The 21,575-nt window shown below is 72.3% G+C and carries 11 protein-coding genes; 5 read left to right on the forward strand and 6 right to left on the reverse strand.

Annotated elements, in window-relative coordinates:
- Positions 1–11: 11 nt before the first annotated feature.
- The gene (locus JS278_RS07385) at positions 12–218 is read right to left on the reverse strand and encodes a cold-shock protein (protein ID WP_114044615.1); all 207 of its coding nucleotides are present in this window, start codon (positions 216–218) and stop codon (positions 12–14) included.
- A gap of 258 nt (positions 219–476) precedes the next feature.
- Between JS278_RS07385 and JS278_RS07390 the strand changes: the two genes are divergently transcribed.
- Genes JS278_RS07390 through nudC form a run of 3 tightly spaced genes read left to right on the forward strand, consistent with a single transcriptional unit; the run spans position 477 to position 7,830 of the window.
- Positions 477–3,668 (forward strand): ATP-dependent DNA helicase, encoded by a 3,192-nt coding sequence (locus tag JS278_RS07390; protein WP_114044616.1) that lies wholly within the window; start codon positions 477–479, stop codon positions 3,666–3,668.
- The gene (locus JS278_RS07395) at positions 3,665–6,889 is read left to right on the forward strand and encodes an ATP-dependent helicase (protein WP_114044617.1); all 3,225 of its coding nucleotides are present in this window, start codon (positions 3,665–3,667) and stop codon (positions 6,887–6,889) included. Before JS278_RS07390 ends, JS278_RS07395 begins: the two co-directional genes overlap by 4 nt.
- 50 nt (positions 6,890–6,939) lie before the next feature.
- The gene (gene nudC / locus JS278_RS07400; protein ID WP_114046184.1) at positions 6,940–7,830 is read left to right on the forward strand and encodes an NAD(+) diphosphatase; all 891 of its coding nucleotides are present in this window, start codon (positions 6,940–6,942) and stop codon (positions 7,828–7,830) included.
- Here the strand turns inward: nudC and recD are convergent.
- From recD to JS278_RS07415, 3 genes are read right to left on the reverse strand one after another with little or no spacing between them, the layout of a single operon-like run.
- Entirely contained in the window at positions 7,771–9,633 is a 1,863-nt protein-coding gene (gene recD, locus JS278_RS07405) for an exodeoxyribonuclease V subunit alpha (protein WP_114044618.1), read from the reverse strand. The genes nudC and recD overlap by 60 nt on opposite strands.
- Positions 9,626–12,994, reverse strand: a complete 3,369-nt coding sequence (locus JS278_RS07410; RefSeq protein WP_181833922.1) for a UvrD-helicase domain-containing protein — start codon at positions 12,992–12,994, stop codon at positions 9,626–9,628. The genes recD and JS278_RS07410 overlap by 8 nt, the downstream gene beginning before the upstream one ends.
- Entirely contained in the window at positions 12,991–16,266 is a 3,276-nt protein-coding gene (locus JS278_RS07415; protein ID WP_114044620.1) for an exodeoxyribonuclease V subunit gamma, read from the reverse strand. Before JS278_RS07415 ends, JS278_RS07410 begins: the two co-directional genes overlap by 4 nt.
- 129 nt (positions 16,267–16,395) lie before the next feature.
- On the opposite strand from JS278_RS07415, the gene JS278_RS07420 reads away from it, so the two are divergent.
- Positions 16,396–18,504, forward strand: a complete 2,109-nt coding sequence (locus tag JS278_RS07420) for an ATP-dependent DNA helicase UvrD2 (protein WP_425451479.1) — start codon at positions 16,396–16,398, stop codon at positions 18,502–18,504.
- On the opposite strand, the gene JS278_RS07425 is transcribed toward JS278_RS07420, so the two are convergent.
- Positions 18,438–19,256 carry a hypothetical protein gene (locus JS278_RS07425; protein WP_147243170.1) on the reverse strand — a complete coding sequence of 273 codons (819 nt, stop codon included), beginning with the start codon at positions 19,254–19,256 and terminating at the stop codon, positions 18,438–18,440. The genes JS278_RS07420 and JS278_RS07425 overlap by 67 nt on opposite strands.
- Positions 19,257–19,586: 330 nt before the next feature.
- Between JS278_RS07425 and JS278_RS07430 the strand changes: the two genes are divergently transcribed.
- Complete coding sequence (locus JS278_RS07430; protein ID WP_245935238.1) at positions 19,587–20,123, forward strand: M48 metallopeptidase family protein; 537 nt, start codon at positions 19,587–19,589, stop codon at positions 20,121–20,123.
- Between the two features lie 10 nt (positions 20,124–20,133).
- Here JS278_RS07430 and JS278_RS07435 read toward each other — a convergent pair whose 3' ends face one another.
- Complete coding sequence (locus JS278_RS07435; RefSeq protein WP_114044624.1) at positions 20,134–21,528, reverse strand: zinc-dependent metalloprotease; 1,395 nt, start codon at positions 21,526–21,528, stop codon at positions 20,134–20,136.
- Between the last annotated feature and the right edge of the window lie 47 nt (positions 21,529–21,575).

Below are 21,575 nucleotides of genomic sequence, written 5' to 3' on the forward strand. Positions count from 1 at the left end.
AAGTTCTCCGGTCAGGCGAGACGGACGTTCTCGGCCTGCTGGCCCTTGCGGCCCTCGGTGATGTCGAACTCGACCCGCTGGCCCTCATCGAGGGTCTTGAAGCCCTCGATCTCAATCGACTTCCAGTGGACGAAGACGTCCTCGGAAGCATTTCCGTCAACGGCGATGAAGCCGTACCCCTTCTCGGGGCTGAACCACTTGACGGTTCCCTGTGCCATGTGCACTCCTTCTCAGCGCTACGGGACACACCTCGTATCCCGAACTGCCGGTCCCAACCCCGGCGACGCCAGTGATGAGCAGCAAAGCACGCAGGCCCGTCCTCACGGACGCTGCGTCTTGCCAGACAGCAGGACCAGCCTCTCACAAAGTGGGGCGGTTTCGCCCATCGGGGTGTCAAGAAGTTCCTCCGGGCACGGCGCGCGGCGCCCCGGCCGGCCTGTTGGGGCGGTGTCGCAGGGCCGTGATGGGATGGTGTCATGTTGCCCTCAGGGATCTGCGAAGGAACCCGCGAACCGCTACCGGATGCCGACCAGTCGGCGGCCCTGACCGACCGTCACGGCACCGTCATGGTGCTCGGAGGGCCGGGCACGGGTCGCACCAGCGTCTGCCTGGAGCGGGTCGCGGCGCACCTGCGCGACGGCGGCGAGCTCGGCTCGGTCCTGATGACCGGCCACAGCCGGGGTGCGGCCCAGGACCTGCGCAATGCGTTGCTGACGAGAGTCGGCGGGGCTCATCTGGCTCCCAGGGTCACGACCGTCCATGCCCTCGCGGCCTCGATCGTCTCGCGCTACAGCGATCAGCCGCCACGGCTGCTCACCGCCCCGGAGCAGGAGTTCCGGATCAGGGAGCTGCTTACCGGATCGGATCTCGACGGCTGGCCCGAGCGCCTGCGGGCCGGAGCCTCGACGGCGAGATTCGCCTCGGACCTGAGAGTGCTGGCGGCCACGATCCGCCAGGAGGGCAGGGATCCGGCCGATCTGGCGGAGGCCGGGCGGCGATTCGGGGTGGAGTCGTGGCAGGTCCTGGGGCCCTTTCTGTCCACCTACCTCGACGTCCTGGATCTGGAGCAGACCCTCGACTATGCGGAGGCTGTCCACCGGGCTCGCATTCTGGTCGCCGATCCCCGGGTCCTGGATGCGGTCACCGACGGTCTGGAACTCCTCGTGGCCGATGAGTTCGGGGAGTGCGACCCCTCCCAGGCGGCACTGCTGGCCGCGATCGCCCGGGCGGGGGTGCCGACGGTGCTGGCCCTGGATCCGGACCAGACCGCGTTCGAGTTCCGTGGTTCGGTGCCCGACCGGCTCGCCGAGCTGGCCGGGCTCTTTCCGGACCTGTCGGTCCATCACCTCACGACCGATCACCGGTGCGCGGCACCGGTACACCGTGCTGTGGAGCAGATCCGCATGGGCATGCCGATGGTTCCTCCCGACCGGTTGCTGCGACGTCGTCCCAGCCGGTCGGTGCGCGAGGGGGGCCGGTTCACGCGCCTGGTCTCGGGTTCCCCGGCACGGGCCTCGCGCGCGGTGGCCGACGAGCTGCGGCGGGCGCACCTGCGGGACGGGGTGGGTTGGGACGAGATGGCCGTCATCACCCGGCACGGCTCCGACATCGCCCCGCTGGCCGCTGTGCTGTCCTCGGAGGGCGTACCGGTGCACCGCAGCCGGGACGAGTCGGCACTGTCGGGGGTGCATGCCGTGCAGGTGGTGCTGACCGCCCTGGATGCGGCTGCAGATCTCGCCGGGGACGCGCAGCCGGGAGCGGCCTCGATCTCCGCGATGATGGAGGGCCCGCTCTCCGGGCTCGACCGGGCTGTCTGCGACCGGATCGGGGACTGGGTCCGCCGCGCCGGCGTCGCGCCCCTCGACTGGGATCTGCTCGGAGCCCTGCTGGGCGACTCCTCGGCCACCGGAGCCCGGCAGGGCGACCCATCCGGACCAGTATCAGTACCGCCCGGGCTGGCGCGCGCCGCGGCGCCGGCCCGCGACCTGGTGGACCGGATCGGGAAGGCCGCCCGCGTTCTGGCCCGCTCCGGGGAGGTGCACGAGGCGCTGTGGGCGATCTGGGGGCGCAGCCCCTGGTCCGACACCCTGCGCGACCGTGCCCTGGGCGGGGACGCCACCGCCGACCGTGAGCTCGACGGGCTCTGCTCCCTGTTCGATCTCGCCGAGCGCAGCAGTTCCCTCATCGGGGCGATCGGCGCCCGCCGGTTCGTGCGGACCGTCCGGCAGGAGGAGATCCCTGCCGACCGCAGCCGTGAGTCGGACCGGGAGCGGCTCGGCGTGAGCCTCATCACCGCCCACCGCGCCAAGGGCCGGCAGTTCGCGGTGGTCGCCGTCACCGGCCTGGAGGAGGGCGGATGGCCGGCTCCCAACCACACCGGGTCTCTGGTCGGGGCCGACCGCTGGTCCCCCGAGGGTCCGGTGAGTCCGCCGGGATGGTCCGAGACGGTGCGGGCCGAACGGCGACTGTTCCTGCTGGCCTGTTCCCGGGCCGGCGACACCCTCATCCTCTCGGCGGTGCGCGATCAGAATGCCGGGCTGATGCCCTCGGCATTCTTCACCGAGCTGGCCGGTGACGTCCTCGAGTCACCCACCGAACACCATCGCGCGACCAGGATGACCGACCTGGTCGGATCTCTGCGCAGGGCGGCCTGCGATCCGGGATCCTCGCCGCAGCTCCGCGATCAGGCCGCCGGGCTGCTGGCCCGGCTGACCGAGGAGGGGGTGCCCCAGGCGGACCCGGGACGCTGGTGGCGGCCCGGCCTCGTCCCCTCCCTCAGCGAACCCGCCGATGCACCGGCGGCCACCCGGACCGTCAACCTGTCGGCCTCCCACGTCGGCGAACTGCTCACCTGCCCCAGACAGTGGTTCCTCACCCGGCGCGGCGGGGCCTCCGGAGTGCGCAGCTCACGGGCCGGGGTCGGCACCCTGGTGCATCAGGTGGCCTCCGACACGATGACCGCGGGATGGGATCTGGACAGGGCCCTGGCGGGCCTGGAAGAGGGCTGGGGCCGGATCGACTTCGAGATCGCCTGGCAGTCGCAGACGGAGCTGAAAGGCGCCCGTGACGCGCTCACCCGGCTCGACCGGTGGCTCGACGGGCGCCCCGGCCGGCTCATCGGCACCGAGGTGGCCTTCGACCACACCTTCGATCTGCCCTCGGCGCGCGTCCGCTTCCGCGGCAGCATCGACCGGCTCGAACGCGATGAGGACGGACGGCTGCTGGTGATCGATCTCAAGGCCGGCACCAGCACCTCGGCCCAGGTGGCCCGCTCCCACCTCCTCCAGGTCGGCGTCTACCAGGCGGTGGTCGCGGCGGGCGGCGTGGACGGCCTGACCGACCAGGCGCCGGTGGCCGTGGGAGGCGCCGAACTGGTCCACCTGCGTCGCGGGGCGGGCCGTGGCGGAGCGGATCCCAGGGTGGTGCGCCAACCCTCCTTGACCGACGTCCCGTGGCCCGAGGGCGAGGAGCGGAACGACGATCCCCGGGTCCGCGACTGGATCGGCGCCCGGATCGACGAGGCCGCCGCCATCGCCGTCTCCGGAGATCTGCGCGCGATCCCCAATCCCGGCTGCGGGTTCTGCCCGGTGCGCTCCGGCTGCCCGGCACTCACGCCCCCCGATGACGCGGTGGAGCCGGCCGGGCCGACCGGGAAGGAGTCGCGATGACCATCACCGGACCCGAGCAGGTGCGCGACCTTCTCGGCATTCCCTTCTCCGATGAGCAGCTGGAAGTCATCGGAGCCCCCCTGGAGCCCGAGGTCGTGATAGCCGGAGCCGGGACCGGCAAGACCACCGTCATGGCGGCCCGGGTGGTGTGGCTGGTGACCTCCGGCCAGGTCCGCGCCGATCAGGTGCTGGGACTGACATTCACCCGCAAGGCGACCGCCGAGCTTGCCGATCGCATCGATTCGGCGCTGCGCACCGCGGGTGCGCTGGACGAGGGGCGGGCCGGGGCGACCGTCGCCACCTACGACGGATTCGCCGCCTCGCTGGTCGACGAGTACGGGGCCTGGGACGGCATCGATCCCGGCGCCCGGCTCATCACCCGGGCCCGCTGCCACCAGCTCGCCCTGGAGGTGGTGCGCGAACTCGCGGACCCGCCGGTGATGGCCGAGCGCCTCACCCCGGTCTCGATCGCGGGGGCGATCGTGGGACTGTCCGACCAGATGGGCGCCCATCTGGTCGACGCCGACCGGGTCCGCGAGGCCGACAGCCGCTGGCGCTCCCAGCTTGACGCGGCCCCGCCCAGGAAGAACGGCGGACCCTACGCCGACGTCCTGGCCGCCCTGGGCACCGTCGACGAGCGGGAGGAGCTGCTCGGACTGGTCGAGCGCTACCAGCAGCTCAAGGAGAGCCACCGGCTGGTCGAGTACGCTGACCGGATGGCCCAGGCCGCGCACCTGGCCGCGCACCGCCGGGAGGTGGGCCGAGACCTGCGGGAGCGCTTCGCAGTGGTGCTTCTCGACGAGTACCAGGACACCTCCTCGGCGCAGGCCAGCCTGCTCATCGGCCTGTTCACCGGGCCGGATCCCCGGCGGGGACTCGGCCATCCGGTCACGGCGGTCGGGGATCCTCTGCAGGCGATCTACGGCTGGCGGGGAGCGGCCGCCAGCAACATCCTGAGCTTCTCCCGCCAGTTCCCACGTGCCGGCGCCGACGGGTCGCCCGAACCCGCGATCACCCGCACCCTGCTCACCAACCGCCGCTCGGGAACCCGCATCCTCGACTGCGCCAATGACATCTCCGCGCAGCTTCGCGGCTCGGCGGCGGTGAGCGGCCTGGTCGGGGCGTTGCGGGCCCCGCAGGACACCCGCGCGGGCCTGGTGGCCTGCCAGGGGCACCTCAGCTGGCCCCGTGAGTGCGCCTGGGTGGCCGACACCCTGGTTGAGGCCCACGAGCGGGGCCGGATCGGCTCATGGTCACAGGCTGCGGTTCTGGTCCGCCGCAACTCCGACGTCGCCGACCTTCACGCCGCCCTGGCCGGGCGCCAGATACCGGTGCTCATCGCCAACCTCTCCGGACTGCTGCAACTGCCCGACATCGCCCTGGTGGTCGCCCATCTCAGAGTGCTCGCAGACCGTCGCGACGACCAGGCGTGGGCGACGCTGCTCGCCGCTCCCCGGTTCGGTCTGGCACCGGCAGACCTGGCCGCGCTGAGTGCCAGAGCCCGCGAGCTGGCCCGCAGACGTCTCGCCGAGGACACCGCGGGAGACGATCCGCGGGGCACCGGGGACGCCCATCCCGACGCCCACCTGGCCGACGCGATCGCCGACCCTGGAGACCTCGCCGACAGACCCGGGTTGCGAGCCGCCGTGTCGCGGCTGGCGGGGGAGAGGCGGATCCTGGCCGAGCACGCCGTCGACGGGCCCGATGATCTGGTGCTGAGGACCCAGCAGATCGTCGGGCTGGTCGACGAGCTGGCCGCCGACGACCCCGGGCGGGCACGCAGCAGGCAGAGCCACCTCGACGCCCTGTGGACGGAGATCCACGGCGCCCTCACCGAGGATCCCGACCTCACCCTTACCGGGGTGCTGGCCTGGCTGGCGGCCGAGGAGGAGTTCGGCGACAGCCTGGCCCGCAGTGCGCCCGTCGGCGACGACGCGGTGGTCATCAGCACCGTCCACGGCGCCAAGGGACTGGAATGGCCGATGGTGATGCTGCCGGACATGGATGCCGGGGTCTTCCCCTCGGCGATGGCTCCCGACAACCACATCACCCGGGCCGCCGTCCTGCCGGCGGCGGTCCGCGGTGACGCCGGCACCGTCCCGCAGCCGAGGTCCGGATCCCGGTCCGACCTGGCCGGCTACAAGAAGGAGCTGGCCCTGGAGGCCCGCGGGGCCGAGGACCGGCTGGGCTATGTGGCGGCGACCAGGGCTCGCGATCTGCTGATCGTGTCCTGGCACCGCTGGCGGCCCTCGGCAAGCCGGGCGCGTACTCCGGGCGCCTACGCGGAGGCGGTGGCCGAGAGGCTGCGCGGATGGGGACTGGCGGTCGTCGAGCCGCCGGACGATGACGACCCGCCGGCAGAGATCTCGGCCGGTCCGACGGGGACCCGATGGCCGCAGAGCGCCGATCCGGAACGGGCCGACCGGCTGGCCGATCTGGTGGCGAGGATCCGGTCCGGCCGCAACGCCGACTCCCGTCTTCCCGATGACCCCGCCGAGGCGCAGACAGTGGCCCGGTGGCGGGAGGACGCCGAGATCCTGCTCGCCGCCGAGAGGCGCCGTCACCAGGCTGGCGGCCCGGCCCTGCCCCGCGGGTTGACGGCCTCCCAGGTGGTCGCCCTGCACGCCGACCGCCGGCGTTTCATGGACCAGCTGCGCCGCCCCATGCCCCGCCCGGTGATGCGCGGCGCCGACATCGGAACCCGCTTCCACGAGTGGGTGGCCGAGCAGCTGCGTCCCGGTGGTCAGGAGCAGCTGCAGCTCATGGACGAGGAACCGGCGCGACCGGCGGGGACCTCCGATCCGGTGCTGGAGAGGCTCAAGGAGGCGTTCCGGACGAGCAGATGGTACGGGGCGAAGGTGCTGGCCGTCGAGGAGCCCTTCACCCTCACGGTGGCCGGCACTGTGATCCGTGGCCGTCTGGACGCCGTCCTGGAGGACCCCGACGACCCCGGGATCCAGGTCGTCGTGGACTGGAAGACGTCGGCCCCGAACACTGCCGATCCGGTCCAGCTCTCGGTCTACCGGCTCGCCTGGGCGGGCTCGACCGGAGTGCCGCTGGAGCGGGTCCGTGCCGCCTTCCACCATGTCGGGGCGAACCGGACGGTGGCGGCCGAACCCCTCCTGAGCCTGGCGGAGCTGGCCCGGGTGCTGGAGGCTCCTCAGCCGTCGGTGGACTCCGCCGGCCCGGGGGCCGACCGGTCTCTAAGCTCGGAGGGGTGAGACAGGACACATCCACCCTCATCGGTGAGCCGGTCATCGACCGATGCCATATGGACCGCGACGATCCCTCGGCCAACGCGGCCCGGTGGACCGATCCCGGAGCGCGCCTGCTGCGGATCGGCCGGCACGGGGAGGCGGCGCTGGCCGGTGACCTGTCCCGGCTTGCCACCGAGAGCCCTGCCGGACGGAGGGATCCCCAGCGTCAGCTCCTCATCGGGGAGGTGGCCGGCCGACCCTGGTTCGTCACCCGCGCCGATCCCGTCCCCGGCCCGGGGAGACGGGTCGCGCCGCTGCGGCAGTCGGATCTCCCGCCGGCCGAACGGGAGATCGTCTGGGCGGGCCTGGCGGCTCTGAACTGGCACGAGTCGGCGCCACTGTGCCCGCGCTGCCACGGCGTCACCGAGGCCTCGCAGGGCGGTCTGAGCAGGATCTGCACGGCCTGCGCGGCGGTGGTCTTCCCGCGCACGGACCCGGCGGTGATCTCGGCGGTCCTCGACGACCGCGACCGGATAGTGCTCGCCCGACAGCCCTCCTGGGAGCCCGGCAGGGTCTCGGTGCTCGCCGGATTCGTGGAGGCCGGGGAGGCCGCCGAACACGCCCTGGTGAGGGAGGTCGGTGAGGAGACGTCGCTGCGGGTCACCGCCGCTCGCTACATCTCCTCCCAGCCCTGGCCCTTCCCCAGGTCGCTGATGCTGGGATACGTGGCCCGGGCCGAGGGGGACATCGCGCTGTCGGACCACGAGCTGGCCGAGGCCGCCCACTACAGCAGGGACCAGGTGCGCGATCTCACGACGGCCGGCACCCTCATCCTGCCCGCGCCGATGTCCATCGCCCGCAGCCTCGTCGACGGCTGGCTGGCCGATCGTCTTCCCGCCCCGGAATCAGGGGCCGATCTGTCCACCCCGCTGGGTCCGGAGATTCCAGATCCGTCCCAGCCCTGAGCGGCGCAGCGACGGCTGGGCGACCGCTCTGACCACCGATTCCCGGGATCCGACCACCATGAGGCCCGCGCGGGCGCGGGTGATGGCGGTGTAGATCAGTTCACGGGTGAGCAGCGGCGACTCGGGAGGCGGGAGCACCACCGTCACCCGGTTGAACTGGGATCCCTGCGCCTTGTGGACAGTCATCGCCTGGAGGGGGCGCAGCGACGCCACCAGGGCGCAGGGCAGCCGGCGCGCCGCCCCGGAACCACTGGGCAGCACCACCGTGGGCACCGGGTCCTGGGAGACCACGACACCGCAGTCCCCGTTGTTGATCTCGAGCTGGCGCATGTTCCGGTTGACGATCACCGGCTCTCCGAGCACCCACCGGCCCCGGCCCAGACCGGGCAGCACATCCGACAGGGCCGCGTCCAGCTGCCGGGACCAGGCCTCCACGCCGTAGGGCCCCTGGCGGTGGGCGCACAGCAACCGGTGCTCGTCAACCAACCCCAGCGCGGTGACGTCGTCGGACAGGTCGACCGCCTCCACCATCCTGGAGGCGACGGAGCGCACCTGACCAGCCACCCCTGGCAGGCTCTCCAGCGCGACGGTGGCCGCGTCGACGCCGACGAACCGCACCGACGGATCCTCGGCCTCCAGCACGTCCAGCGCCGCCTCATGGTCGCCGCGACGCACCGCCTCGGCGAGCCGGGCGATCGCCCCGCCGGAGCGGTGATTGCTGGTGAGGGTGGTGACCGGGAGCCGATCCGGGCCCAGATCGGCCGCCGAGGCCACGACATCGGTCAGGACGCTGCCGGCGTCGACCGATACCAGCTGGCCCGGATCGCCGACCAGTACCAGCCTCGTCGACGGGCCGATCGCCTCGAGCAGCCGGGCGGCCATCGGCAGGGACAGCATCGACGCCTCGTCGACGATCACCACACCGGCGGCCAGGGGATCGTGGCGTCCGTGGCTGAACCCCCGGCCCGGCCCTCTGGACCCGAGCAGCGAGTGGACAGTGGTGGCCTCGACCGCCGGTGGACGGATGGCCGCGGGCAGACCGACGGAGACCTCGGCGACAGCGTCGCGAAGCCGGGCCGCCGCCTTGCCGCTGGGGGCGGCCAGGCGGACCGGCCCCGGATCCCCCAGGGCACGTCGCAGAACCGCCAGGATCGCGCAGACGGTGGTCGTCTTACCCGTTCCTGGGCCTCCGGCCAGGATGCTGAGGCGACGTCTGCAGGCCTGTTCCGAAGCCCGGATCTGGGCCGGATCCAGGACCGTCCCCGTCTCGGCCAGGGCCAGATCCACCGCCCTCACCGCTGCCTCGACGGCGCTGCCGTCGAGACCCGCGGGCGGATCCTCGGCCAGCGCGGCCGTCAGGGCGGCGACCTGCTGCTCGTCCTGCCAGTACCGCTCAGGGTGCAGCAGGCCGTCATCGAGTCTCAGGGCGCGCCGGTTGGGCGGTGTCATCGGGCCCGCGACCGCCGGGCTGGCGTCCAGCTCGGCGAGCCACCGATCGGGATCGGGCCATTCCAGTTCGCCGAACTCGGTGGCGGCCGCGAGTTCGGCGGGCCCGGCGCTGGCCATCACGGCCGGGTCGAGGATCTGCTGGGTGACCTGTTCGCGGATGGTCGCGGGATCCATCTGGACCGATCCCAGGCGCAGCTCCCGGACCGTCAGGGCCGCGGCCAGCTCGACATCGGGGGAGGATTCCCCGCCGGCCCGGCAGACAAGCCTGGCCAGGTGGACGTCGGCGGCCTCCAGCACCCCGGCCCGGCAGAACGGGACCAGGACGCCCGCGGCCACCGGGATCAGATCAGGCATCGATCCTCCCGGAGGCCGAGAGGAGGTCGCTGACCCGCACCACCAGCGCCGCCGAGGGGTACCAGCTGAACACCCCGGCGGGCATCCCCTGCTCGGGCGCCGGGCTGCCGGTCATACCGCGCACGAACAGGTAGCCGACCCCGCCGAGGTGACGGGAGGGGTCGTATCCGCGCAGCCGGGACTTCAGCATCCGGTGGAGGGCGGCGCTGTAGAGGACCGCCTGGAGGGGGTAGTGCGAATCGATCATGAGCTGCGTCATCGCCTCCTGGTCGTAATGGTCGGGACGCAGCGGCCGGCCCGCGGGCAGGGGCACCCGATTGGTCTTGTAGTCGACGACGATGTGCCGGCCGTCGGGCAGCCGCAGTACCGCGTCGATCGACCCGGTGAGGAATCCGCAGAGCATCCGTGGCGCGGCCGGGGACTCCGCCAGCACCTGGCCGTATCCCGCCAGCGGGTCGTCGTGCGGCACCAGGGCGGGGTCGCTGAAGGCGCCGGCCAGATCCGCCAGGGTCGCGGCTCCACTCGACCGGTCGGCCATCGACAGTTCGAATCCGAGCTCGGCGAGCCGGTTCCCCGGGCCGATGTCGCACAGCCGGCGCCCGGAGGCGAGGGTGCCCAGATCGGTCCGCATCACCGCGGCCAGCCCCTCGCTCAGCTGCGAGACGTCCACTCCGGGAAGCGGTGCCGAGGCCATCACCAGCCGGGTCTGTTCGGCGACGTCGTCGTCGAGCCCTCGGGATACCGGCCGGACCCGTTCCAGGACGGCATGCACCAGGGTGCCGAAGGCCGTCCCACCAGGCATGGCGCACAGCCCCTCCGGAGAGGCTCCGGACTCGGAACCGGAGGGACTGGGGCCGGAGGGGCCGGGGAAGGCAGGGTCGTCGTCGGGTTCATCGAACCCACCGGTGGTCACGACGCCGCCCGGCGCGGTGTGCATCCCGGCGGTGAGTCCGGAGTAGGAGGTCCTGACCCAGTCCCGGTCCACGTCACGGGCCAGAGTCCGCGGTGCGCCGGCGGTCACGGTCTGGTCATCGGCGCTCAGATGCAGCCGACGCTGGCGGCGCACCGGTACGACCTCGACGGACTCATCGAGCCAGCCGAGCCGGTAAGGGTCGATCCGGCCGGTGCCGGGCCCGGGGGTCGCGGGGGCCGAGTGGTCGAATGCGAGGAGGCGGTGCAGGGCCGACCCCCCGTGCTGACGCCTCACCGGCGTCCACCACAGGCGCAGCGCCGAACGGGCACGGGTCATCGCCACATAGAGGGTGCGCAGGTCCTCGGCCATCTCGTCGGCGCGGTGCGCGCTCCAGACCCTCTCCCGGGCCGGCCCCTGACCGCCCAGATCCAGCAGCCGGTGATCGCCGTCGTGCCACAGCAGCGGGTCGCCACGGTCCTTGGGTATCCAGCTCCGTGCCGCGTCGGGCAGCAGCACCACCGGGAAGCCGAGCCCCTTCGCCTGGTGGATCGTCATGATCGCGATCGCACGACGGTCGGTCTCCAGGCGACGGGGCGCCTCGTCCGAGCCCGCGGCCTCCTGGTCGCGGATCCAGTCGGCCACCCGTCCGGGAGTCCGGATGGTCGCGATGCGCCGGATCGATGCGGCTCCGGTGCTCATCGCCTCGTCGGCGATCTCGGCGACCTGCCGCAGATCGGTCACATAGCGCTCCCCGCCACGATCGCGCAGGATGGCGGCGAGTATGCCCGGCCGGTGCAGCGCCTCGTCGATCACTCCCCGGACGCCGAGATCGGGCCAACGCCGCGCCCAGGAACCGAGCCGGACCGCCAGTTCGGGACGCACCGGCGAGCTGGGGGCCATGAGTCCGGCCGGCGTGCCCCCGCCGAGCGGTGATAGGGCCAGCCGGGCCACCACTGGCGGGTCCGGCCGTTCGAGGCCGTCGAGCAGGTCGGCCAGGTCGGCGGCCGCGGGGGACCGCCAGACCGAGCCCGCCCCGGTGAACACGGTCGGGACGCCGGCCCCTGCCAGGGCCTGCTGGATCTGCGCCCCGCGTCGCCGGGTGCGCACCAGCACCGCGATGTCACGGGGTTCCAAGGGCCGGTCACCGCCCGAATCGGTCCACGTCGAGCCCCCCTCCAGCATCATCACGACCTGGTTGACGAGATCCTGCTCCACCAGGCGGTCGGCCTCATCGGGCTTCAGCGCGGACGGCCCCTCCTGCTCGATGCAGCGCAGCTGGACCGGTCGCGACCAGTCGTAGCGGCGGGCGCCGGAGACCGGACCGCGGATCCGTGACCGCCGATGCCAGGCGGTGACCGGTCCCAGATGGATGCGCGGGCCGCCCAGCAGGGCCGGGCCGAAGAGCCGCGAGATCCCCTCGACCACCGGCGCGTCGGCACGCCGGTTGACGGTGAGTGCCAGCACCCGGTCGACCGCCCCCACGGCGTCCAGGTAGGCGTGGATGTCGGCTCCTCGGAAAGCATAGATCGACTGTTTCGGATCGCCGATGAGCCACAGGTCCACCCGGCCGCGGAATGCCCGGTCCAGAACCCGCCACTGGAGAGGGTCGGTGTCCTGGAACTCGTCGACCAGCACCAGGCGGAATCGTGACGCCAGTGCCCTCGCCGCGTCGGCGCCCCGCCCGGGATCGTCGAGGGCCGCCGCCAGGTCGGCGATGAGGTCGTCGAAGGTGTGGCGTCCCGCGGCGCGGCGGCGCCGGATCGACTCCCGGCGGACGGCCTGGGCCCAGGCCAGGCGGGCCGCCGATGCGGCGGAGGCCTCGGCCTGGCTCAGCGAGACATCCGGGTGGGTCACCGCCGCCTGCTGGCCCAGACGCAGCCAGGGGGCGGGTGCGGGGGGAGCGGCGTCGTCCAGGTGGATGCGCAGGAACAGGTCGCGCCCGACCTGGTCGGCCAGGGCCGAGGGGTCGGGCAGCAGCTGCGAGGTGGGGTCGTGATCGGCCAGCACGCCGAGCTCCGCCAGCATCCGGGCCGAGAATTCATGGGTGGTGGTGATCGTGGCGTCCTCGAAGCCGGCGACCGCGCGATCGAGGCGCCGGGTCATCTCGGCCCGCTGCCGGTCGTCGGCGCTGCCCAGCAGACCATCCAGCTCATCGGTGGGCTCGCGATCGCCGGCGAGCAGGGAGCGGCAGCCGACCAGGCGGGCATGCACCCTCGCCCGCAGCTCGCGGGCGGCCGATCGGTTGAAGGTCACCAGCAGAACCTGGCCGATCCTCACCTGACCGCTGGCGATCGCCCTGGCGACGATGGCGGCGATGGTCCACGTCTTGCCCGTCCCCGCACTGGCCTCGAGCAGGGTGGTACCGCGGGGCAGGTCGGCGGCGATGTCGAAGACGACGGTGTCCGACGAGGATGTGACGTCGTCCCCCGGTCGTGCCTGCGGGCTCACCGGGAGCCCCCCGATGAGGCCGCCATCAGCGGTTCGAGGAGCCAGCAGGAGAGGTCCTCGGCGCTGGTGCCCAGGCCGATGCAGGCGTCGCGCCAGCTCTGTTCGGAGTCGTCGAGGAAGACCGCCCAGTCGGCATCGTGATCCCGTCCCCATTGCACGCCCACCCCGCTGCGCCCGGTGGCCCAGTCGGAGGAGGGGCCGCGGACCAGGCCCGCCACCACCGCGGCGGTACGAAGCGGGAGAGGGACGAGCTGCTGGCCCGACCACCAGGCGAGCCGGGCCAGGCCGGCCAGCAGCTCGGTCGCGCGTTCGGCGCCGGGCGCGGTCAGCACCCTCGCCGGCGAGTTGGACGCCAGTACCCCGTGCCAGGGACCGGTGGCGCAGGCACTCACGGCGAGAAGCTCGATCCACAGCGCCAGCAGGTCACGGGCCGAGGCCCTCGACGCCGTGGTGCGCACGACCGCACGGTCCCAGACCTGGACCAGATCCTCGAGGCGCAACGGCCGGTCGGGATCGGCGAGGGCTCCGTCAGGGAAGCTCAGTGGCGCCACGGCGCCGCCGCGCAGCTCCAGATCCACGCGCACCAGGTCGGGGGTCGAGCGGCCGCGCGCCCGCTGCGCCTCGGAGAGGACGGCGGCGGCCCGCTCGGCCTGACTGCGCAGCGGAGACAGCCCCAGCTCGCCCGGAGGGGTGGATCCCCTGAGGCGCTCCGCGGTGAGGGCCTCGGCCTGGGAGGCGCCCGACTCCAGATCTGCCAGCAGCCGGGCCCGGACCCCGTAGCCGTCCAGCGCATTGAGTTCCAGGGGGAGCTCCCCGGTCGCCTCCTGGCGCCAGGACCGGGTGTCAGTGCCGAGGCGGGTACGCAGCAGTGCCCGGGCCGGATGCCCCAGGATCGCCGCGAGGTCGGCCGGCGAGTAGATCCCCGTGGACAGATCGTGAGGAGGCGGCAGAAGGGTGCGGCGGGAGACTTGTTCCGGGACGGATGCGACAGGGTCGGGCATCATGACCGGGTCGAAACTGCGCCATGACGGTCCCGCCGGCGCAGCGCCCGCGGGATGCTCGGCCGGGGAGAAGGGTTGGAGACCATGTCTGACGGTGACGTCGGCGGGGCAGACTCCCGCGTCGCACAGGGCCGAGTCCAGAGTGGTCGAGAAGGGGCCGGGCAGCATGACGGCGTTGGTCACCGGGTCGAGGGTCTGGCGCACCACGACGAGGCGTCGTCGCGCTGAGGCGAGGGCGTCCAGGAGGAGTTGGCGGCCCAGTGCCGCGGGGTCCTGTTCGGGGTCGTCGGCGAGGTTCAGTCCGGGGAACTCGCCGGTGGGCAGGGGGGCGGTGTCGGGATCGGCGAGCACCACGACGGCATGCCCGATGCCGTCCAGATCGGCCGGCGCGCAGACCTGAACGGCCCCGCTGAACCAGGCGGGCCGGGTGCGGCTGGTGGCGCGGCTCTCCAGAATGTCGGCGATCCTCTCCCGGCCGACGACCGCGCCCGGGCACGCCGTCGCGAGCTCCGACAGGCAGCCGACGGTCGCGGGACCGGCCCAGGGCTCGTCGGGGGAGTCGGTGATCTCCTCGACGATCCGGGACACCCGCCCTGACCACTGGTCCAGGGAGGTCGGCTCGGCGGTGTCCAGAAGTGCCCTGCGGATTCGCGAGACGAGTTCGGCGAGGCGTCCCACCAGGTCGATGTCGGCCGAGCCGATGCCCTCCATGGGAGTCACCGTAGCCAGCCATCCCGGCGGGGTGGAGGCCATGGCCGCCCCCAGCAGCATGCGCTCGATCCCGGCGAGCCAGGTCGACTGCCGGACCCTGGGCAGTCCGGCGGAGGCTCGTGAACCGGCGTCGACCCCCCAGCGGATCCCGGAGTCCTCCACCAGCCGGGCGATGGTCATCAGATCCTCGGAGGAGAACCGGAACCTCCGGGAGACCGCCGGCAGCGCGCACAGATCGATCAGGTCGGCACTGGTGGCCCGGGCCCGGCCCAGTCGCAGCACGGTCAGCACCGCCTCGGCCGCAGGATTGGGACGCTCGGGCGCCGTGGCGGCGACCCGGATCCGTCGTCCGGGATGCTGGGAGGCGCCCGCACCGGGATCTCCTGCCGCGGTGAGCCCGGTCAGCAGGCCCGGGAGCCCGCTGCCCGGAGCACAGATCACCAGCAGATCGCGTGGTTCCAGGTCCGTCATGTCGGCGAGTGCGTCGCACAGCACATCGCGGATCACCTCGGCCTGCCGGTCCGGGCCATGGCAGTCGTGGACGACGACGGTGCGATCGGGTGCGGGGCCGTCGGGTGCGCAGTCGCGGCCGGGTCTGCCGGCGACGCCGTCCCGGAGCCGGTCGAGCAGGGTGTCGCGCGAGGCCCGTCGTCCTTCAGCGTCGACGGCCCGGCAGGGGCGTGTCGCCAGGACGCGGGTCCATCCGGCCGCCCCGGCCGGGCGCACCCGGTCGAAGGCGGCCCAGGGGCGCGCGGTGGGGCCCTCCTCCGAGGCGGCGGAGTGGTCGAGATGGATCACGGTGGTGGTGATCCTCGCGCTCAGCGCGGCCGCGAGTTCGCGATCTGTCGGGCTGGTCGACGCCGCGGCGAGCCACAGACAGCTCCGCCAGGGCGGAGCGCAGGTCGAGACGGCGTCGAGAAGCATCCGGTGTCGCTCCAGCGGATCGGTCCGGCCGACATCCTGCTGGGCAAGGTGCCGCCACAGGGGCGCCCACCAGAGATGGCCCGGATCCAGGGCAGTTCCGTCCGGGAGGGTGTCGCGCCCGCGCGACCAGCCCGCGAGCATGTCCGGCCACCGCCCTGCGATCCTCAGCAGGGAGGTGGCGGTCTGGCGGGCCAGGTCCCAGCCGGGGGAGGCGACCCCGGACTCGCCCAGTCGGGTCAGGTGGGCATGCACCGCATCGAGCCAGGGCTCCGGGCCGCTCTCGATCACCCCGGCGATCCTCAGCGCCAGGGAGTCGGCCCGCCACGGATCGCCGTGCTCCGGCAGGCCGAGAAGCCTGCCCTCTAGATCGTGGCGCAACTGCGACGGGGTGCAGCCGGCCATGCCGACGGCCACGCCGTGCCGGAGGGCCACCTGCTGGGACAGGGCCAACGAGTGGGCCCGCGAGGGGACCACCAGCAGCGGCAACGAGAACGGATCCTCGGTCGGTCCGGACAGCACCTCGACCGCCGTCGAGACGACCTGCTCCCAGTCGGAGGCCACGACGAGCCGCGCTCCCGCCCCGCCGGCGGGCGCTCCCTCGCCGGTGGCCTGCAGTCGAGCTGCGGTGGTACTCATCGTGCCTCCTCACAGGATTCCGGGTGGGGACGGTCGTCGTGCGGCACCCGACGACGCGTGGTCCATGAAGGACGATAGCGTCCGTGACCGACAGCCGGGGCGGGGCGTCGGCCGGGGCACCTAGAGTCTGTGGACGTGACAGCACGACCCGCAGACCAGATTCTTGAGGCCCTCGACCCCGAGCAGCGCGAGGTGGCCTCCACCTTCGGGGTGCCGGTCTGCGTGGTCGCCGGGGCGGGCACCGGCAAGACCAGGGCGATCACCCATCGCATCGCCTACGCCGCGGCCACCGGCCGTGCGGATCCGCGCCGCACCCTGGCGGTGACCTTCACCACCCGGGCGGCGGGCACCATGCGCGCCAGACTGGCCGGGCTGGGGGTGCCGGGGGTCCAGGCCCGGACGATTCATTCGGCGGCCCTGAGACAGGTGCGCTACTTCTGGCCGCGCGCCTACGGCTGCGAACTCCCGCCGGTCAGCGACGCGCGGTTCAGGATGCTCGCCGAGTCCGCCCGTCGGGCCGGCCTGAGCGTCGACACGGCGCTCCTGCGCGACCTGTCCGCCGAGATCTCCTGGGCGAAGGTCACCAATGTCTCCTCCGATGAGTACCCCCCTCTGGCCCGGGCCCAGGGGCGGGTGGTCGCAGGGGTCTCGGCGGCGACCGTCGGACGTGTGCTGGCCGGCTATGAGGCCGTCAAGCAGGAGGCCTGCGTGATCGACCTCGACGACATCCTGCTGTGCGCGGTGGGACTGCTCAGTGATCATCCCGAGATCGCCGCCGAGGTGCACGACCAGTACCGCCACTTCGTCGTCGACGAGTATCAGGACGTCTCCCCGGTGCAGCACACGCTGCTCGAGACGTGGTTCAACGGGCGGGACGACGTCTGCGTGGTCGGCGACCCGCACCAGTCGATCCACGCCTTCGCGGGCGCCCGTTCCGACTATCTCACCGGATTCGTCGAGGAGCATCCGGGCGCGGCCCGGATCGAGCTGGTGCGCAACTACCGGTCGACCCCGGAGGTGGTCGGACTGGCCAATGAGGTGCTGGTGCATCACCTGAGCGAGGGCGAGGATTCCACCGGGACAGGGGTGCATCTGGTGGCCCGCGGCGCCCACGGGCCGGCTCCTCAGTTCGCCGCGTACCAGGATGAGGCCGCCGAGGCCTCGTCGGTGGCCGGCTGGCTGTCGGCACTGCATGACGACGGCATCGGCTGGTCGGATCTGGCGGTGCTGCATCGGGTGAACTCCCAGGCTCCGGCGATGGAATCGGCGCTGGCCGAGGCCGGTATCCCCTACCTGATCAAGGGGGCCGAGAGGTTCTACGACCGGCCCGAGGTCCGCCGGGCCATCACCTCGGTGACCGCGGCCGCCAGGAGCCGCGACCCGGAGCCGGGCCAGGCCCTCGCCCTCACCGACGAGAAGCTGTCGGGACTGGGATGGACCCCTCGGGCGCCCGAGGGCCAGGGCAGTGTCCGGCAGCGCTGGGAGTCTCTTCAGGCCCTGCACGATCTGGCCGTGAAGGTGGTCGCCGATCATCCCGGCGCCACCCTGCTCGACGTCTCCGACGCCTTCACACGGCGAGCCCGGCTCCAGCAGGCTCCGACGATCGACGGCGTCACCGTCTCGACGATGCACGCCGCCAAGGGGCTCGAGTGGCAGGGCGTGGCGGTGCTCGGAGCCAGCGACGCGATGATTCCGTTCATGATGGCCGAGGGCCCCCAGGAGATCGCCGAGGAGCGCCGACTGCTGCACGTGGCGATCACCAGGGCCCGCGAGCGCCTCCTCATCACCTACGCCAGATCCAGCACGGCGAAGGGGAGATACGGCCTCTCGAGGTTCCTGCGCGGATTGCCCGGCACACCCGACCAGACCGGCCCCTCCCGGGCGCGCGGACGGCGCCGTGGGGCGAGAGTCTCGACCTGCACGGTGTGCGGGGCGGCACTCACCGCCGGAGCCGATCGCAAACTCGGTCACCATCTGGCCTGCGAGGTGGACGTGGACCCCGCGGTGGTCGACCGTCTCAGGGCCTGGCGCAGTGATCGGGCCGGCCGCGACAAGGTGCCGGCCTTCGTGGTGCTCACCGACGCCACCCTGCTGGCCGTGGCCGAGAGGATGCCGGGCAGCGCCCAGGAGCTCGGCGCCGTCTCGGGGATCGGGGCCCGTAAGATCGAGCGTTATGCCGCGGAGCTGCTGGCTGTGCTGCATCCCGAGTCCTTCGGAGCCGGCAGGTCCGCGGTGTGAGCGCACCACCAGCACTCCGGATGGGGGTCCAGGGACAGCCGCGCGTGGGCACGTGGCGTCCACGAACTCCAGGTGGGCTGGGCCCAGGCGGTCTCGTCGCAGCCCGCGGCGATCAGATCGGCCACCTGCCCGGCGATCCAGCTTCTGCCGGCCCAGCAGCTGTCACCCGAGGTCATGGCGGCGGCGGTGACCAGCCACAGCGGATCGCGGCGGGCCATGGCCATGTCGAGGCAGTTCTGGCAGCCCGCTCTCGCACTGGTGAGAACCGGTCCCGCCCAGGCCGACATCGGTCCGCACCACGCCATCATGGCCGGTACCCCTCGCTCCCGGCAGAGCTGGAGAACCGGCCTCAGTCCGAGCGGTTCGTTCGGGCAGATCACCACCAGATCGGGGGTGAGCCGGGTCGGGCTGTGCTCCTCCATGATCTGCCAGCCGCCGCCGGGACGCTCGACCTCATCGCTGTCTGACAGTTCGACGACGACGGTGCGGGCCACTCCGCGGACGGCCTCGGCGGCGTCGGTGGCCAGCCGTCCCGAGCCGACCACCGCCACCGTGCGGACCGGCGCCGTGCGGAGCAGCCCGATCCGCCCCAGGGTGTGGATCAGTGGTGCCGGCAGCGGCGCCTCGGCGAGGCGATCCAGAGTGAGGCCCCGTAGCAGGAAGGATCGGCCGTCGGCGGCCAGCAGGCGGAGCCCCTGGGGCACCTCGACCACGTCGCAGTCCAGTGGGCCGGGGCATCGAATGATCGTCATGGTCCGATGGTGGACGTCGTCGTGGCCCTGCCGCCAGGCTCTGGGGGACACGGACAACACATCGGCCGGTCCGGGCAACACCTGGAGCCGTCCGGACAACACCTCGGGCAACACCTCAGGAGGTTACTGTGAGTATCGAATAGAAGAACTGTGACACGGATCCCGGATGTGACGGCTGCACATCCCGGGTCGATGCGCGTCCGCAGGGGCTCAGAGGCTGGTGAAGTGTCTGATCGGCCGGTCATGATGGGGAGCATGCCCGTCTCCTCGCCCCCCGAATCCCCATCGGCCGGAAACGAACCGCCAGAATTCGAACAGCCGAAGGTGATCGTGCGCCGCAGTGCCCGTCGGCGGCGCACTCTGGCCGCACGGCGCGACGGGGATGCGATTCTGGTGATGGTTCCCGAGGGGATGGACCCCGATACGGAGTCCCGGCAGGTCGACGCCCTGGTCGCCCGGCTGTTGCGACGCGAGCAGGTCCGCGACCTGCCGCAGGATCCGGCGGAACTGGAGCGGCGCGCCGCCGACCTGGCACGGACCCACCTGGATCCCGTGGTGGGCAGGCAGGTGCGCCCGAGTTCGGTGAGATGGGTCTCGAACCAGCATCACCGGTGGGGGTCCTGCACACCCTCCACCGGACGGATCCGGCTGTCGGACAGCATGCGGGGCTTCCCGTCCTGGGTGGTCGATCACGTCCTGCTCCATGAGCTCGCGCATCTCGTCGAGCCGAATCACGGGGCCCGGTTCGCAGCCCTGGCGAGATCCCACCCGCGTGCGATGGAGGCCGAGGGATTCCTCACCGGATGGTCATGGGCGAACCGGCGCGACGAACAGGCCGACGACGGCTTCGCCGAAGATCTCGACTAGGACCGGCCGCTCACTCGTCGCGACCCTGAGAGCGGAGCAGCTCCTCCAACTCGGCGTCCAGATCGTTCCCGGACTGGTCGGGGTCCGCGGACTCGCCCGCCACATAGCCGAGCGGGTCGTCCAGATCGGAGGTCACCGGCATCAGATCGGGGTGGTGCCACACGGCGTCCCGGCCGACGGTTCCCCGGGCATCGCGCAGCGCCGCCCACAGATTGGTGGCATCGCGGACCCGGCGCGGCCGCAGTTCCAGGCCGAGCAGCGAGGAGAAGAAGACCTCGGCCGGTCCGGTCGTGGCGCGTCGGCGGCGCACGGCCTCGGCCAGTTGAGCGTGCTGGGGCATCCAGGTGGCGGCGACCTGGCCGGTGACCTCGTCGACCCAACCCTCGATGAGGGCCAGAAGGGTTTCCAGGCGTGCCAGGATGCCGTCCTGCTCGGGGGTCCGGGTCGGTTCGAAGAGCCGGCCCTGGAGCCGCTGGGAGAGCTCCTGCATCTTCTCGGGGGTCAGCTGCGACAGGTCGTCCACGTCGACGGCGTCCTCGATGGCCGAGGCGTCGATGCGGATCTCGCGTGCGTAGTGCTCCACCAGGGCCAGGAGCTGGGGAGCCAGCCAGCCGACGGCGTTGAACAGACGCTGGCGGGCGGCCTCGCGCAGTACCAGGTAGATCTCGACGTCGCGGGGATCCAGATCCAGGTCGTTCCAGGCCGGGCCGGCGTTGCTGGGCAGCAGCACCACCTGCGTCGAGTCCAGCACCTGGAGCCCGATCTCGGTACCGGTGACGGTCGTCACCGCCAGGTCGGCCAGCTTCTCGGCGAGTTGGGAGCCGTACAGCATGGCTGACATGCGCTGGAGGACCGGCGCCATCATCGCGCCCAGGGCGGCCATCGGATCGTCGCCCTCCTCGGGCTCGAACAGCGCCGTCATCGCGCTGGTGAGCGAGGTGAGGACCGGCTCCACGATCTTCTGCCATGCGCCGAAGGTGTGCTCGATCCATTCGGCACGGCTCCAGCAGGCGGGCTGGGCGCCCACCTGGGCGAATTCGCAGGCCTGATCCAGCCAGTTCTCCGCGAGCCTCGAAGCGTCCAGCAGCGCGGTCCGGTCGCCCTGGCCCGGGGTCGGGTCGGGGCCTTTGGAAGCCGCCATGTGCCGGGCCATGTCCTTGATACGGCTCCAGTCGACGGCACCCTGACCGGGCTGCTGGCCGGGGGCCTGGAATCCCAGCGGTGCGCCCGGGCCCGCCACATCACCCATGCCCTGGAACATCTGGGAGAGCTGCGCCATGAAATCGTTGACATTCCCCTCCACCGGAAGGCCGAGCTGCTGCATCATCCGGCGGAACTGCTCGGCCATCTCCTCGGGATCGGGCTGTCCCGAATCCGATGCCGAATCGTGTGGACCGTCGTTCATGCCCGTCTCCTCGAGCTCGGTTCCTGGTGTCCCTCCAGTCTAGAGAC

It is taken from the genome of Acidipropionibacterium virtanenii, from assembly GCF_003325455.1.
Classification (GTDB): Bacteria; Actinomycetota; Actinomycetes; order Propionibacteriales; family Propionibacteriaceae; genus Acidipropionibacterium; species Acidipropionibacterium virtanenii.

Bases quoted from the DNA above. Each gene is read 5' to 3' on its own strand.
- recD (WP_114044618.1), bottom strand. From the start codon at position 9,633: ATGCCTGATCTGATCCCGGTGGCCGCGGGCGTCCTGGTCCCGTTCTGC.
- JS278_RS07435 (WP_114044624.1), bottom strand. From the start codon at position 21,528: ATGAACGACGGTCCACACGATTCGGCATCGGATTCGGGACAGCCCGAT.
- JS278_RS07385 (WP_114044615.1), bottom strand. From the start codon at position 218: ATGGCACAGGGAACCGTCAAGTGGTTCAGCCCCGAGAAGGGGTACGGC.
- JS278_RS07390 (WP_114044616.1), top strand. From the start codon at position 477: ATGTTGCCCTCAGGGATCTGCGAAGGAACCCGCGAACCGCTACCGGAT.
- nudC (WP_114046184.1), top strand. From the start codon at position 6,940: ATGGACCGCGACGATCCCTCGGCCAACGCGGCCCGGTGGACCGATCCC.
- JS278_RS07425 (WP_147243170.1), bottom strand. From the start codon at position 19,256: ATGACGATCATTCGATGCCCCGGCCCACTGGACTGCGACGTGGTCGAG.
- JS278_RS07415 (WP_114044620.1), bottom strand. From the start codon at position 16,266: ATGAGTACCACCGCAGCTCGACTGCAGGCCACCGGCGAGGGAGCGCCC.
- JS278_RS07395 (WP_114044617.1), top strand. From the start codon at position 3,665: ATGACCATCACCGGACCCGAGCAGGTGCGCGACCTTCTCGGCATTCCC.